Genomic DNA, 13,995 nt, shown 5'->3' on the forward strand with positions numbered 1-13,995 from the left:
GGTAACTCCGGTCGGGCTACGCCCTCCCTTCGTCACCCCGGCAGCGGCGCATTCTCATCCTGATTGTCGCGGGATTCCCATCTTGATTGTCGCGCCGCATCATGGGCGAACTCAAGCTCTACGGCATGAAGGCTGCCTTCGACGAGATCATGGCAACTGCCGTTAAGTGCCAGCACGAACCTCAGCGCATTGTCGGCGACCTGCTCAACGCCGAGATCAACGAGAAGCAAGCCAGGTCGATCAAATACCAGCTCACCATTGCCAAGCTGCCGCTCGCCAAGGACATCGCCGACTTCCAGTTCGACGGCACGCCGATCAATCAGACTCTCGTCAATGATCTCGCTGGCGGCGGCTTCATCGCCCAACAACGCAACGTCGTGCTGGTTGGCGGCACCGGTACAGGCAAAACACACCTGGCCATTGCCATCGCCAGAAGTTGCATCCGCGATGGCGCTAGAGGACGCTTCTACAACGTCGTCGACCTCGTCAACCGGCTCGAGACCGAAACCCGCAACGGTCGGCAGGGACGGCTCGCCGAGCATCTGACCCGCATGGACTTCATCGTTCTCGAGCTGGGCTATCTGCCGTTCGCACAATCCGGCGGTCAGCTCCTGTTCCATCTCATCAGCCGGCTCTACGAGCGCACCTCACCGCGCTACTCGACCGATTGACCCATCACTGCGACATCCTCGAGACCGGCAACGACAGCTGGCGATTCAAAAGCCGCGACGATGTTCAAACAACCCGCGCTCGCGCCGTCTCCGCAACCCCGACCAGCTCCGACGACCCGAGCGCTACCAGCAGAGCACGCCGATCAAAGGGGTCCCTTTTGGATGCCGATAGGGGGTCCCAGTCGAACGCCGATTGACAGGTAAATTGCTGCACGGTGTTCGGCAAGTGGCCCGAACTCTTGATGCCGACAACACCAAGAGCGCCTTCGCTCCTGTGCATTCGCTCGGCATCGATCATGACCAACGGCTTGTCTGCGAAGTAACTGCCACCTCGTCGCGTATTATTTGCGACGGCGCCATGCTTCACTCATCCTTTTCACGCTGGCGGAGGAGCATGACGTGCCTGACGAGCTTAGGAATCAATACTGTCAACTCGCAACGCTGGAGCGAACCTTGGTCTTCCGCTTCGCCACAGCGATACATGTGTTGCTTGAGCTGTATGATCGCCTGACCATTGCGCAGGCGACCCACATTCCTCCCTCGCGGTTTGGGCTGAGGAGGGACTAACGGTGTCCGCGTTGGCGCTCAGGTGCGGTGTCGAACCTCAGACCATCTCGCATCATCTGCGGGTCCTGACTACGAAAAATATCCGCGTGACGGCCTCGGCCTTCTGGTTGTGAAGGATAATGATAGACGCTCCCAGGGCGACCTTCGGCGCCGCTACGTATTCCTCACCGAGCGCGGCTCCGCGTTAGCTGCCCGTATGACCGTAGTCATGGAACTCGGCCGACTGCGGCGGATACCTCCAATGGGCGTCCTGGACCGTCCTGACTGACGTCTTACTCGCGGTGTTGGTTAGCTACCTAGGCGGGCTTCGCTGCGGCTGTCCGCTAGAGCGGCTGGAAAGCGCGGAGAAACAAGCTCTTAAGCTCGATTCCGGTCCCCGATAGCATGAGGATCGGGTCCTCGATAGCACGAGGGTTGCGGTCCCCGACAGCACGAGCTGATTCACAGGTTGTCCTCCGAATTTGGAACGAGACCGCGGCGGCACAAGCGTGCCCGTTAGTTAGGGGACCGACGGGCGTTGGTGCGAAGTTCAGCCGCTCGGTACCGTTCGGGGCGCGCGTGAGCACGAGGTGATAGCCGGGCAACATCTGGCGCTAGGACGATCTGCCGTACGTCGTAAGCAAAATGCTTGAGCGGCGACAGGATGCCGGATTTGGCATGCAGGTGTACGAGGTCAAAACTCCAGCCGCCGTTTTGCCGGCCGCCGTGCTTGCGCACGAGCCGATAGAGCCACCGCTCAAGCCCGCCCGTCAGTTCGAAATAGGCGCGGTCGATCGTCAGCACGAGTGCGTCATCGATGACGCCCGCATAGAACCAATCCGGCAGGATCAGCTCGAGCCCAAACGGACGACCGTTTGCATCAGCGGTCTCTTTCCACTCGTTGATCCACGAGAAACGGTGCCGTCGTCGCTCTGCTGGCTGGCGAATGGAAGTCAGTACTGTCGTTGACTGCAACCTGTCCAGACCGGCCTTCAGGCGGTCATAGTCGCGTGCGCTGGTGCCGCGACCGACAAACGTCAGAATCTCGTAAGGCGTTGCAGCCATCAGGCGCGACGTCTTCAAGCCGGCGTCACGTGCTTCGACGATCTGGGAAGCAGCCCAGATCAGAACGTCTGCATCCCAGATGGTTGCCATGCCGTGTTCCGGCACGGCTTCGACACGAATTGCGATTGCGCCAGCGCGGAAATCGATCGGCACAATCCGCTTCGTTTTTGCGAGCGAGAAAGTCGCGGGGCGCGAGATCGCCGGGCAACGCCCGAAAGAGCTCAAGCTGGTCGCGCTCGGAATGGTGTTTGCGCCGCATGGTCACTGCTCTCACCCGGCGATCAGCGACGTTCCTGGCCCGCATATGGGCGCAGCACAGGATGCTTCTTGGCCGGCAGCACGGTGCCGTTGCCGGGATCCGACGTCGACGTCTTGGCGCCGAGGTCGGCCCACGCTTTCAGGTCATCTACGGCGTAGACGACACGTCCACCAATCTTCCGATAGGTTGGCCCGGTGCCGTACGTGCGGTGCTTCTCAAGCGTGCGATCGGAGAGGCCGATATAGCGCGCGGCTTCCGGTGTCCGCAGGAAGCGCGGGGGTAGATCGGCCATCGGATCGGGCATTTGAGCACTCCAAGGTGACAGCGCACCGCGCATGGCGGCGTCGGCGTGTGTGCGGTCATCATGGAAAAGCGCGGTCTCGGAGGGGGATGCCGAATATTGGGGGTATGATTTTCGATACCCGTCGACCGAGGGGCTATTCGTCCCTGCGGCCGGGCCGCAGAAGTTTGCGGTAACCTCCGCGTACCAACGCGAGGCCGCCTTTCACCAGGCGGACTGTTCGATTGCGCAAATCGTGCGTCTTCCAGGCGCGATCAGGGATGCGCTTTTTGCCGAACAGCGCTTGCGAGCATCGAGCGCACGGATCGCGGCGCTCAGACGTTCGCGCCGCTGTTTAGATAATTTGTGAAAGGCAGGACCTGCCGCGCGTCCATTCATTGCGCGCCACAGCCGCCGGGCTGCATAGGCGCGCGCTTCCAAATCGCCATTAAACGGCAATTCGGCTGCGTATGACCCGCCGAGCACGGGAGGCTCTTTGGACCAGACACGGTGATCCATCGCTCCGATGCGCAGCACGGCGTGCCAGCCGTCGGCGGCGCGGCGTACCTCCCCCGCTGTAAGGTCGAGCAGTGGCCGAGAGGCCGAACTGCGATCGGCGGCCGAGGCGACCGTGACCGGAACGACTGTCGCTAGAACCTCAGGCGCCCAAAAGATTGTCTGCTCGTCGAAGGACCGCTGGGGGTCATGGGCGAAAGCAGATGCCCCACCTCCTCCTGAACGCCGCGGTCACCTCGCCATCTGGGCTGGTAGCGATCATCGCCTCAAAGTCGCGTCGATAGTCCGCATTGCGGCGAAGACATTCCCAGGCGATGTCGGTGATTTCGGCGTCTTGTAGTTTCTTGTAGGAATCCGGCGACCGCCAGTCGAACCCAGGCATTGCTTCCGCCCCATTTGCACGCAGCTAACAAGGACTGTGGCGCAATAATTATGAACGAGGCGGTTGTAGGAAGCCCCTAGTTTGGCACCACGTGGTGCTTGAGAATGACCACCGGCTAGCGGGAGAAAATCGTTCTGGCTGCGATCTCTAAGCGGCGATCTTCTTCTAATTTGAGCCGGCGCCGCGCAAGAGGCGCCCCTGCTCGGTCACCCATTTGGCGCGCGCAAGATGACTTTGATATGCGGTCCGCGCACGATCAGGCTCTCGCTCCGGATCGATATGCAAGACCACTCGGGTCACTTCGCGCCAGTCCGCCCCCTCGCCCTCCGCCTGCAGAAGGCGAATGTACGTGACGACATGCTGTTCATCATAGGCCGTCAGCACCGGCTCATTTGGAGCAATATCTGCGACGTCCGGATCTAATGATGGCCCACTCATGTATATCTACGGCATTCGATTGAAACCCAAGACTAAACTATCGGAATAGATCGGTTATAGCCAGTGGTTTGATGGCCTACAGAATGGCTGCTTTTGCGCATGAAAGCTCGTGCGCTCGTGGCCTGGAATGTTCGCCGAATACGCGTCGATCGCGGTATTCCGCAAGAGCAATTGGCGTATGATGCCGGGATCGATCGCTCATATATGAGCGGCCTCGAGCGACAAACCGAGAATCCAACAATTGATCTGCTCGAACGATTAGCCGAAACGCTAGATGTTCAGTTATCAGAATTCTTTCTTCAGCCTCCTAAAGGAGCCGCGACTCCTAAGCCATTAGCCAAGGGCCGAAAACGGATTCGTCCCAGTCGCAAGAGCAAGTAGACGCTGCTTACGCCGAAGCGGCTCTGATTCGAGTCAGAGCACGATCAAGAAGGCGAACGGCGCCGACGCGGGGATATGCGGCTAGAGATCAAACGTAAGCCTCGGTAGCAGCCTACCTGGTATGGAGCCCGATGGAGCCTCTCCAGCAGTACGTGCTCCCAATCTACTATAGAACGGCGCCGCATCGGGATCGGCCTCGATAACCATTCGGCTTGCGCCCTTTCTCCTTGAGACCTCGGCTGCCCAGGCAAAGAGCACCCTCCCTGTGCCCTTTCGGAGTGCGTGCGGCTCGACGAAGAGCTTCAACAATTCAGCTTCTCCCGAACTGACTTTGACCTGCATGACCCCGAGAATTCCTCCGTTCTGTTCGGCAACAGCGACATGGGTCTCTTCAAGGTCGTGCTGACCGAAAGATAGCTCTCCCCGGCATGCCTCCAGGAACGTTTGATCATAGCTCCACACAGCCTTAGACCTGAAGCAAAGATCGGAGAGGCCTGACAGCTCATCGATACGTGGTCTTCGGACGATCAACGCAAAGAAAATCCTTCCTCGTGCTGGGAAGCGCCAGCATATCAGAATTCGGGGGCGTTAGGTCAAAGCGAGCCGTTCGATCTTGGCTCGATGGAAGCGTTGCCTAAGTGGCGCCTCCGCGAGCCGGGCCGAAGGCCTGGCGAGCGCCGGACGCGGATACGCGTCGCCGCCGCCGATCCGGCTTGCCGGATCGGCGGCGGCGCACGGGCATCAAGCGAAGCCGCGCAACGTTCCCGATTGCGCGGCTCACAGTGTCAGATTGCACGCTCCATCAAGCGCTTGGCTTTGCCTTCTAGTTCAAGGCGCGTGTCCTGATGAGCCTTGCCGCGAGCTAATGCGGTGATGCCCTGCACGAAATCAAAGATGCTTTCCGGCTTGCGATTTTCCTCGCCCAGAACGGTTTCGATAATTTTCGAGGTCTCGGACTTGGAAAACCCGCCCCTGCGGAGAAAGCTCTCCCGGTCATCGTCTGTGCGGGCAACGATCCGCTCCCGGGCGGCCTTGATACCGGCGATGAACGGAGCAGGCGACGAATTGGCGAAGCTCGTCAGGGCTGGTGCGGCCTCATGCGCAAAACGTTGCGCAGCGAATTTCGAGTGCTGGATCGTGATTTGTTCGAGATTCTCGACGCCCCACAGATTACGGTTCATGCAGACGGCGCGAAGGTAGAAGCTCGCAATGCCAAGCGTCTTGCTGCCCACTTGTCGAGTCGCCCCGGGGAATCTCACCCCGAGGCGCTCACGAAACCGGACATGAGGCTCTCACCTCATCCGGCTTCTACCTTCCAACCGCTGGTCGAATGCCGACACGCCACAGATATAGTAAGTCCGGCTGACGTCTCGCCAACCTTCCCAACCAATGCATCGAGGATCTTTGCCGACGTCTCAACCCTTTGTATTTCCACCTCGCCCATCGAGCGAGCACCACGTTAATGTGCCGAAGGACCTGAGCACACTCCGAGCGATAATACCGCCCGTAGTAATTTAGCCAGCCCCTTACACTGGGATCGATCAACTTTGCCAAGTCTTCCAGCTTCTGATTATTCCGAGTGCTGGCGATCCGCCACGAGCGAACCGTCTGCCGGATTTTCGTTGCTGCCTTGGTGCTGATCGCCGGCTGGTAGCTCAGGAAGAGGCCACCTCGCCGGTCTCGCGCGGCCCGTGGTCTGAAGGTATACCCCAAAAAGTCGAACGTGATGTGTTCGTACTCTTTTCGGCGCATCTTATCCTTGCAGTAGACGATCCGGGTTTTCTCCGGATGGAGTTCCAGACCGCATTCCGCGAGGCGCCTTCTAATCGCCTCCATGACGGCTAGGGCCTCGCTTTCAGTCCTGCAATGGACGATCGCATCGTCTGCGTATCTTTCGAAGCAGAGACACGGGAATGTCCTTTGCATCCATAAATCGAATGCATGATGCAGTACCAAATTCGCGAGCAGCGGCGAGACCGAAGAACCCTGCGGGGTTCCGCGTGTTCTCTCCTCCAGGGTCGATTTCACTCGTTTCCAAGCGTCCCAAACGAGGTGTTTGGAAATATTGTACGGCTTTGCTTCAGACATCGGCTCCTCCCATTTCTGGTTGACCTTCGTCCTTAGCAAGAAGATCGGGTCCCTTCGGTCCACCCGCGTTACCGGGCTTCATCACTACTGCGAACCCGTCCGCCCCTGCACCATGCATCGGTACTCTGCCCTCAACGGGTCTTCCGTCTTCGGGGGCTCCCTTGGCATCATGGCGCAGGTTCCCACGTTCCACGCAAGAGCCTGCCGTCGGGATCGCGCCGTCTAAACACCGGTTGCCGCTTGGCCAATAGATCAGGCACTCGCCAAGCTTTATCCCAAGGGAATAGCGCACCCTCGGTTTAGACAACATCTGATTGCTGTTTCGATGCGTCATCAACGGTTTATTTCCATTCGCCTTCCCGAGGCTCACCTGCCGGGCTCAAGGCCCGACTTTTCTCACAACGCTCACCACCCCGGCCGTTGGGCCGACGCAGCTTGTGCCGGTTTGGATTCTGATCTTGCAATCCGAATCCGAGGGGCCATCCCTCATCTCTTGCGCAGTTACTGCGATGAAAGTCGGTTACATATACTTCCTCCCTTCACGCACTCGTGGCGCACCGCTGTTCCAGCAGTAAAATCCCCGGAAATACAAATCCGGTGATCCATCCGGCAAGCGTCCCGCCTCGATCGGATTGGTGGCTACTCTACCGAGTAGAGCGGGAACTTGTTGAGGGCCTCGGCCATAGCCTGCACGCTTGGTGCCCCATACTTTCTGCCTTCGGTAGCCTGCGTGTGCCCCGTTATCGCATCGTTCATCTTCTCACGCATGCCAACCTCGTCACCGATCCTCTTGAAGAGATGGCGCCAAGCATGGTTGGGACCGATGTCGCGATCATCAACCCCCAAGCTGCGCACCCAAGTGCCGAGGTGGGCACGAGCGGTATCAGCGCGGGACCGCGTGGGCTTCAGCGGGTCATTGCTCACCTTCTGCGGCGTCTTGTCATTGTAGAACAGCGCGCCCTTCCCCACCGACTGCACCATCTCGATAAAACCTTGAGCGATAAGGTGCTCGTGTAGTGGCACAATGCGAACTTTGCTTGTCTTTGTCGTGCCTGCATCCGGCGTAATTCTCATCACATTGATGCCGTCGCGATTTTCGATGTCGATGCCGCGCAACTGGGTGACCTCGCCTGATCTTGCTCCCGAGTAGGCACAGAGCCACGGCACCCAACGCCGCGTTCTCTCTGTGGGGGTGCTCGGCTTCTCATACCCGAGGCTCGCCTTGAGAATGATCCGGGCCTCAGCCGCAGTGAAATTCCGACCGTCCTCGCGCCTTTGTGCCTTGCGGCGCACGTCAACTTTCACTTCTTTGAACGGGTTGTCACGGATGCGCTTATGCTCACGCGCCCAAGCGAACACACGTCGGGAGGATGAGAGCCAAACCTCCCGAACAGTGATTGCCTGACGCTTCTCGAAGATGAGGCCCTGTATCCATTTGCGGGCCGCATCCTCGGTAATCCCCTCGGCCCCTACTTCGGCAAATTCGCGCTGCATTTCAAGAAACACGGCGCGCCATCGCGTCACCGTCTTGGGCGCTGGTTTCGTTGCGAGAACGAAAGCCTCGAAAAGGTCCCAGCAGCTCACACCCGACGCACGCGCGGGACCGTCTGTGTAGGGCGGGAAGGTACTCGGCGTTTCATCGTGTGAATAATCGCCGTTCGCGCGCTTCTCCAGCAACGTGATTGCAGGCAAGAGGTTATCGCTAACCGCGTCCACGAACAGGGCGTATGCAGCGGCGTTCAGTGCTATTCCTTCACCAGCGAGGAACGTCGCGACCCGCCCCAATTCGGCTATTTGTGGCCGCACCGCCCCGCGAACCTCAGGCTCCTTAGCCCATTCCCATTGAGGATCGGTCTTCGGGTCTTCCTCGTAATCATCGGGCGCCTCGGGGCGGATCACGTTCCACACAAGGTGATCGCTGAAGTCTCGCCAATACTTCGGCTTCCCCGGTTCTCCCTCATGGTGCTTTACGAACCAAGTGTACCACCGGCCCGCCAGCGCGATTGCGTTGAGCTTGGTGAGCGGCTGGCCTTCGCCATTCCGCTGAGCGCGAAGCGTGGCAATGCGTGTTTCGACGTCAGCAGCCCATTCACCGAGGCGGGCCTTGGCCTCATGCCGTGGCGTATCAGCGGGGAGCTTCAAGTGGGCTTCACGCTTATGGCCGTATAGACGCTGGTACGCCTCTCGCACGTCCTCTGGGATGACCTTTCGAGCAAACCATCGATTGTCTGGAAGTCGATTCAACGCGATCATTCGCAATGCCATTTGTGCAGCCTTTTGTATTTAGGCAGCGCAAATACGTTAGGTCTATCAGTAAGATGCCGGGATTGCAGGGGAATCTTGCAGCATGGTACAGTTGGGTGGGCTCGAACCACCGACCTCCTGTTCCACAGACAGGCGCTCTAACCAACTGAGCTACAACTGCATCCTCGCGAGCCGCCTCGGGAAGCGCCTTGAACGGGCCGAGAACCAAGGGGGCTGGACGGGGCGGAAACTAGGTGCAACGGGCGTTTTTGGCAAGGCCGCAAGACCCCCAAATCGACGCTTCAAGCAGCGTTATTTCCAAAGCAAAACCCGGGCTCACGGCCCGGGTTTCTTAATCAATTCAACGCCGCTTCGCTTAAGCCGCGGGCGGGTAGAATTTCGAGGCAGAGGCCTTGATCGGCTCGGCGGTCGCATTCGCAACCCGCTGGCCGATCTCGACGAGCTCCTTGGCCTGGGCCTGGAAGGTCTCGAGCTGCTTGCGGGTGTGGCCGGTCCACAGCTCCAGTGCTTCGGACGGCGACTTGAGGCTGAACAGCTCCTGGGCGAAGTCCAACTGGGCCGTGGTGTTGGCCTTCATGAACTCCAGCAGCTTGGCACTATACTCGCTCGCGCCCTTGCTGGCCGAGGTGAACACGGCCTCGACGGTGCCGTTGTGGGTTTCGGCCGCGTCCTTGAACTTGGCGTAGCTCTCGCGGGCCTGCGAAACGCCCTTTTCGGCGAACGCACGCATCTGCTCGGGAACCTCGAACGGAATGATCGAGGCAGAAAACGGATCAGTCGCACCTGTCATGGTTGTCCCTCACGATGATGAAAAACGGAGTGAGCCTTCTGGCGCCCGCCGGCCCGATCGGGGCCATAAGTTTGGCGGGTACGGAGACTGGAAACACGAAACAAACAAGATGGCTCGCCCAGCGACGCCACCATCTCTGCCTAATATGTCAACATTGTGCACTGCAATGTGATTGAAGGGCGTCTGCGAAAATTTAATCTCGGAGAGGATGAAGTTCCTAGGGAGGGGAACCCGAGGTTGATGGCGCGCATAGCGTGAACCAATGATAGCGGTCCGCTCCCTCTCCCGCGTGCGGGAGAGGGCTGGGGAGAGGGTGCATCCATAGCGGGACAATCCCGGTGGGGAGAGAGCCCTCACCCGACGCGCTCTTCGAGCGCGTCGACCTCTTCCGCAAACGGGAGAGGTGACCGAACCCGCGCTACGGGGCCCGGAATGACGGCCCGCCCGCGAATCCTCCGGATGCGACCGAGGTGCCGCTTGCGGGTTCGGCAGCATTAAGGTTATCGCGGCTTTAGGTCTTTGCTTCTAGACCGGGGCCGTGGACCTGCCCGCGCCCGCGGGCGATACTAACCCTTTCTTAAGGCTGTCATTCCCGGCAGCCGCCCCACCTGAAGCGTGACAGCGAGATACAAGCCGGTTGGATGATTAGTTCGGATTTCCAGGTGCGAGGCGTGGGCGATCCGCGGCTGGCCGTGCACGCGACCTCGGCGCTGCCCTCCTGGCTCTGGTCGATCGACGGCGCGCGCGTGCTCTGGGCCAATCCGGTCGGCGCAAAGTTCTTTGGCGCGGCCCATGCCGCAGCCCTGGCGCAAAAGCCCTTCGGGCCGGCGGACGTCCATCGCCGCCAGATTGTCCGCCTCTCGCGTCAGCTGGCGGCCAACGGCGCGGTGCGGCTCGAACGGCTGCGCGGCTTCGGCGCCCGGCTCGGCGGCCTGATGACCTGCGCCTGCGCGCGGCTCGAATTCGCCGATGGCCACCACGGCGTGCTGGTCACCGCGATGGATCCGGCCGGCAAAACTATGCCGCTGGTCGAGCGCCTGCACCGGCTGGTCGAGGGCGCTGCGGTGCCGATGGCGGCGTTTGCGCCCGACGGCCTGTTCGCTGGCGCAAGCGAAGCCGCCCGCCCGCTGCTCGGCTTTCGCGATCTGGTCGAGGCCGGCCTCGAGCAGGCGCGCCGCGATGCACTTGCCCAGGGCCGCGCCCGGATCCCGATCGGCATCGGCCACATGGTGCTGCGACGGGTCGGAGTTGGCGCCGATATCGGCCTGGTCGCGCTGATCGAGCCCGCGCTTGTGCAGGCCGCGCACGACGTTGCGGCTGAGACGCTTGAGGAGAGCGCGTCTCAGCAGGCCGCTCCATCGCAAGACGTCGCAATGCCCGCTGCTTCATCTGCGCCGCCGGACGATGAACAGCCCGCGCCGCCAAACGAAATGCCGTTCGGTATCGCGCTGTTCGATGCGTTCGCCGAGCCGGCCGACGCGCCGACGCCGACCGAGACGACCGCGGAAGCGCCCGCGGCGCCCGCAAGCGAAGCGGCGCCGGACCTCGCGCCGGTCCAGGAAGCCGTCCAACAAGCGATCGAAGACACGAACGAATACGCAATCGAAGCCGCGCCCAAAACTCCGGTTGAAAACTTGGCCGAGGCCATCGTGCCGCCGCAGGCTGCGCCGATCACAGGTGGCATGGTCGAGCCGCCGTCGAGCCAAGCGGAGCCGTCCGCACCGCGTCAGCATCCGCTGCGCTTCCTGTGGCAGATGGATGCGAAGGGCCGCTTTGTGCTTCTCTCGGGCGAGTTCATCGGCCTGATCGGCCCGCGTACGGCCGCCGGCTTCGGCCGCCCCTGGCGCGACATCGCCGAGGAATTCGCGCTCGATCCTGAGGGGCGCGTGGCAGCGGCGCTGGCCAGCCACGACACCTGGGCCGGCATCACCGTGAACTGGCCGGCCGATGGCGGCGAGCACCTGCCGGTCGAGCTCGCGGGACTTCCCGTCTATGACGGGATGCGCAACTTTGCGGGCTTCAAGGGTTTTGGCGTCTGCCGCGATCTCGACGGCCTCAACCGGCTCGATGCGCTGCGGCGCTTTGAGCGGCTCACCAAGCCGGAGGTGCTGCAGAGTCAGTCCGCCGAAGTGGTCGAGCCAGAGCCTGAGCCTCAAGCTGAACTGCCCGAACCCGTCACCGAAGCGAATTCACACCCAACCGGTCTGGAAACATCCGTGGAAACGCCTCCCAATGTCGTGCCGTTCCGAGCGCCCGGCGATACGAGATCGCCGACGCTGACGCCAGTCGAGAACAGTGCGTTCAACGAGCTCGCGCGGCAACTGTCCGAGCGCCTCGAACGCGACAGAGAGACGATCGCGGCGGAAACGTCCGAGCCGCTGGCGACGGCGATGACGTCCGAACCGCCGATGCCGGAGCCGGAAGCGCCGCAACGACCGGCCGAATGGCTCAGCGAACCCACTCCGCCCGCACGCGGCCACAGCACGCGCGACCGCGCACTGCTCGACCTGCTGCCGACGGGCATCCTAATCTACCGGCTCGACCGCCTGCTCTACGCCAATCCCGCCTTCCTCGCGCGCATGGGCTATGCCGATTTGAGCGCGCTGGAGGATGCCGGCGGGCTCGATGCGCTCTATGTCGAACCCGGCGTCTCCGCGGCCAGCAGCACGTCGCAAGCAGGCACACCGGTGACGATCAGCGCGGCGGTGGCGAACGGCGAAGCGCCGCTCGCGACCACCGAGGCGCATCTGCACACGATCGACTGGGACGGCCTATCGGCGCATGCGCTGATCTGCGCGCTGCCGCAGGCTGCGCCTGTCGTCGCTGCGACAGCCATCGCCGAGTCGCTTGCAACGACTCCCGTCGCCCCCGAGCCGGAGCTCGAGGCCGGCGATGCCGAGGCAGAGGATCTCGCCGCGATCCTCGACACCACGGCCGAAGGCATCGTCATGTTCGATGCCGAGGGCAACATCTACGCCTGCAACCGTAGCGCCGAGGCGCTGTTCGGCCATGACGGCGAAGCCTTGTTGCAGACGAACCTGTTGACGCTGTTCGCGCCCGAGAGCCAGCAGATCGTCATCGACTATCTCGACAGCCTGAAGAACCAGGACATATCGAGCCTGCTCGACCATGGCCGCGAGGCGCTGGGGCGCGAGAAGAACGGCGGCGTCATTCCGCTGGCGATGATCATGGGCCGCACCCGGCCCGACGGCCCGAACTTCTTCGCGGTGTTCCGCGATCTGTCGCAGAGCAAGCAGGGCGAGAGCGAGCTGACGCGCGCCCGCCATCTCGTCAACGGCGCGGCCAACGCCAAGGCCGACATGCTGGCGCGGATCAGCCACGAGATCCGCACGCCGCTCAACGCCATCATCGGTTTCGCCGAGGTGATGATCTCCGAGCGCTTCGGCACGCTCGGCAACGAGCGCTACGGCGAGTACATGAAGGACATCCGCGCCTCCGGCGAGCGCGTGATCACCATCATCGACGATTTGCTCGAGCTGTCGCGCATCGAGACCGGCAAGCTCGACCTCAATTTCGCTAACCTCAACCTCAACGATCTCATCGAAGCCTGCGTCGTGGTGATGCAGCCGCAGGCCAACCGCGAACGCATCATCATCCGCACCTCGCTCGCCCATGCGCTGCCGCAGGTCAGCGTGGACGCGCGCGCGATGCGGCAGGTCGCCATGAACCTGATCTCCAACTCGATCAGGCTCGCCACCGCCGGTGGCCAGGTGATCGTCTCGACCGCCCTCACTGACCGCGGCGAGGTTGCCTTGCGCATCCGCGACACCGGTCATGGCCTCTCCGAGCGCGAAGTCGCGGCCGCGATGGAGCCGTTCCGCACACCGCCGCCCGGCGATGCCTCGGACAGTTCGGCGCTCAGCCTGTCGCTGACCAAGGCGCTGGTCGAAGCCAACCGCGCCCGGTTCAACATCAAGAGCAAGGCCAACACCGGCACGCTGATCGAAGTGGTGTTCGCACAGGCGCTGGAACGGGCCTAAGGCGCGATCAGAGCAACCGGGCAATTACCGCGAAGATGGTGCGCTCCCTCTCCCGCTTGCGGGAGAGGGTTGGGGAGAGGGTGTCTCCGCAACGGGACAATCCCCAAGCGGAAAAAGCCCTCACCCGGCGCTGCGCGCCGACCTCTCCCGCAAGCGGGAGAGGTGAAGCGAGTTGCAGGCGAGTGATCGAGCCTCACTCTTTTCGCTTCGGTCCAATCGGGATAGGGGGACGCCTCGCGGCGTCGCCCCTCCCACACCACCGTACGTACGGGTCCGTATACGGCGGTTCGGTGGATTATGCGGGTCTCGGGGC

Annotated in this window: 9 protein-coding genes, 1 tRNA gene and 4 pseudogenes; 4 read left to right on the forward strand and 10 right to left on the reverse strand. The window is 61.8% G+C overall.

Annotated elements, in window-relative coordinates; translation table 11 throughout:
- Window positions 1–101 precede the first annotated feature (101 nt).
- Window positions 102–727: pseudogene (locus IVA82_RS32885) on the forward strand (ATP-binding protein); the annotation flags it as partial.
- Window positions 728–1,679: 952 nt separating this feature from the next.
- On the opposite strand, the pseudogene IVA82_RS32890 reads toward IVA82_RS32885, so the two are convergent.
- The 5 genes and pseudogenes from IVA82_RS32890 to IVA82_RS32910 form a co-directional block, all read right to left on the reverse strand.
- Window positions 1,680–2,541 (reverse strand): annotated as a pseudogene (locus IVA82_RS32890) (replication initiator protein A).
- A gap of 22 nt (window positions 2,542–2,563) precedes the next feature.
- Complete coding sequence (locus IVA82_RS32895) at window positions 2,564–2,845, reverse strand: helix-turn-helix domain-containing protein (protein ID WP_247389206.1); 282 nt, start codon at window positions 2,843–2,845, stop codon at window positions 2,564–2,566.
- Window positions 2,846–2,978: 133 nt separating this feature from the next.
- A pseudogene (locus tag IVA82_RS32900) lies at window positions 2,979–3,340 on the reverse strand (DUF2285 domain-containing protein).
- A 184-nt stretch (window positions 3,341–3,524) separates the two neighbouring features.
- Window positions 3,525–3,719 (reverse strand): DUF6499 domain-containing protein, encoded by a 195-nt coding sequence (locus IVA82_RS32905; RefSeq protein ID WP_247389207.1) that lies wholly within the window; start codon window positions 3,717–3,719, stop codon window positions 3,525–3,527.
- 165 nt (window positions 3,720–3,884) lie between these two features.
- Window positions 3,885–4,157, reverse strand: a complete 273-nt coding sequence (locus IVA82_RS32910) for a DUF2285 domain-containing protein (RefSeq protein WP_247389208.1) — start codon at window positions 4,155–4,157, stop codon at window positions 3,885–3,887.
- Window positions 4,158–4,256: 99 nt separating this feature from the next.
- On the opposite strand from IVA82_RS32910, the gene IVA82_RS32915 reads away from it, so the two are divergent.
- Window positions 4,257–4,538 carry a helix-turn-helix transcriptional regulator gene (locus tag IVA82_RS32915; RefSeq protein WP_247389209.1) on the forward strand — a complete coding sequence of 94 codons (282 nt, stop codon included), beginning with the start codon at window positions 4,257–4,259 and terminating at the stop codon, window positions 4,536–4,538.
- 282 nt (window positions 4,539–4,820) lie between these two features.
- Window positions 4,821–4,955: a hypothetical protein gene (locus IVA82_RS48630; RefSeq protein WP_256469745.1), complete on the forward strand. Its 135-nt coding sequence runs from the start codon at window positions 4,821–4,823 to the stop codon at window positions 4,953–4,955.
- Between the two features lie 368 nt (window positions 4,956–5,323).
- Here the strand turns inward: IVA82_RS48630 and IVA82_RS32920 are convergent.
- From IVA82_RS32920 to IVA82_RS32940, 5 genes and pseudogenes are all read right to left on the reverse strand, one after another.
- Window positions 5,324–5,773 (reverse strand): annotated as a pseudogene (locus IVA82_RS32920) (DUF932 domain-containing protein); the annotation flags it as partial.
- Between the two features lie 73 nt (window positions 5,774–5,846).
- Window positions 5,847–6,626, reverse strand: a complete 780-nt coding sequence (locus IVA82_RS32925) for a reverse transcriptase domain-containing protein (RefSeq protein WP_247389210.1) — start codon at window positions 6,624–6,626, stop codon at window positions 5,847–5,849.
- A 639-nt stretch (window positions 6,627–7,265) separates the two neighbouring features.
- Window positions 7,266–8,891 (reverse strand): hypothetical protein, encoded by a 1,626-nt coding sequence (locus IVA82_RS32930; RefSeq protein WP_247493698.1) that lies wholly within the window; start codon window positions 8,889–8,891, stop codon window positions 7,266–7,268.
- Window positions 8,892–8,974: 83 nt separating this feature from the next.
- A tRNA-His gene (locus IVA82_RS32935) sits at window positions 8,975–9,051 on the reverse strand.
- A gap of 195 nt (window positions 9,052–9,246) precedes the next feature.
- Window positions 9,247–9,681 carry a phasin gene (locus IVA82_RS32940; protein WP_247389212.1) on the reverse strand — a complete coding sequence of 145 codons (435 nt, stop codon included), beginning with the start codon at window positions 9,679–9,681 and terminating at the stop codon, window positions 9,247–9,249.
- 641 nt (window positions 9,682–10,322) lie between these two features.
- Here IVA82_RS32940 and IVA82_RS32945 point away from each other — a divergent pair.
- Complete coding sequence (locus IVA82_RS32945; RefSeq protein WP_247389213.1) at window positions 10,323–13,682, forward strand: PAS domain-containing protein; 3,360 nt, start codon at window positions 10,323–10,325, stop codon at window positions 13,680–13,682.
- Window positions 13,683–13,995: the final 313 nt, after the last annotated feature.

The organism is Bradyrhizobium sp. 142 (genome assembly GCF_023074015.1).
GTDB lineage: Bacteria > Pseudomonadota > Alphaproteobacteria > Rhizobiales > Xanthobacteraceae > Bradyrhizobium.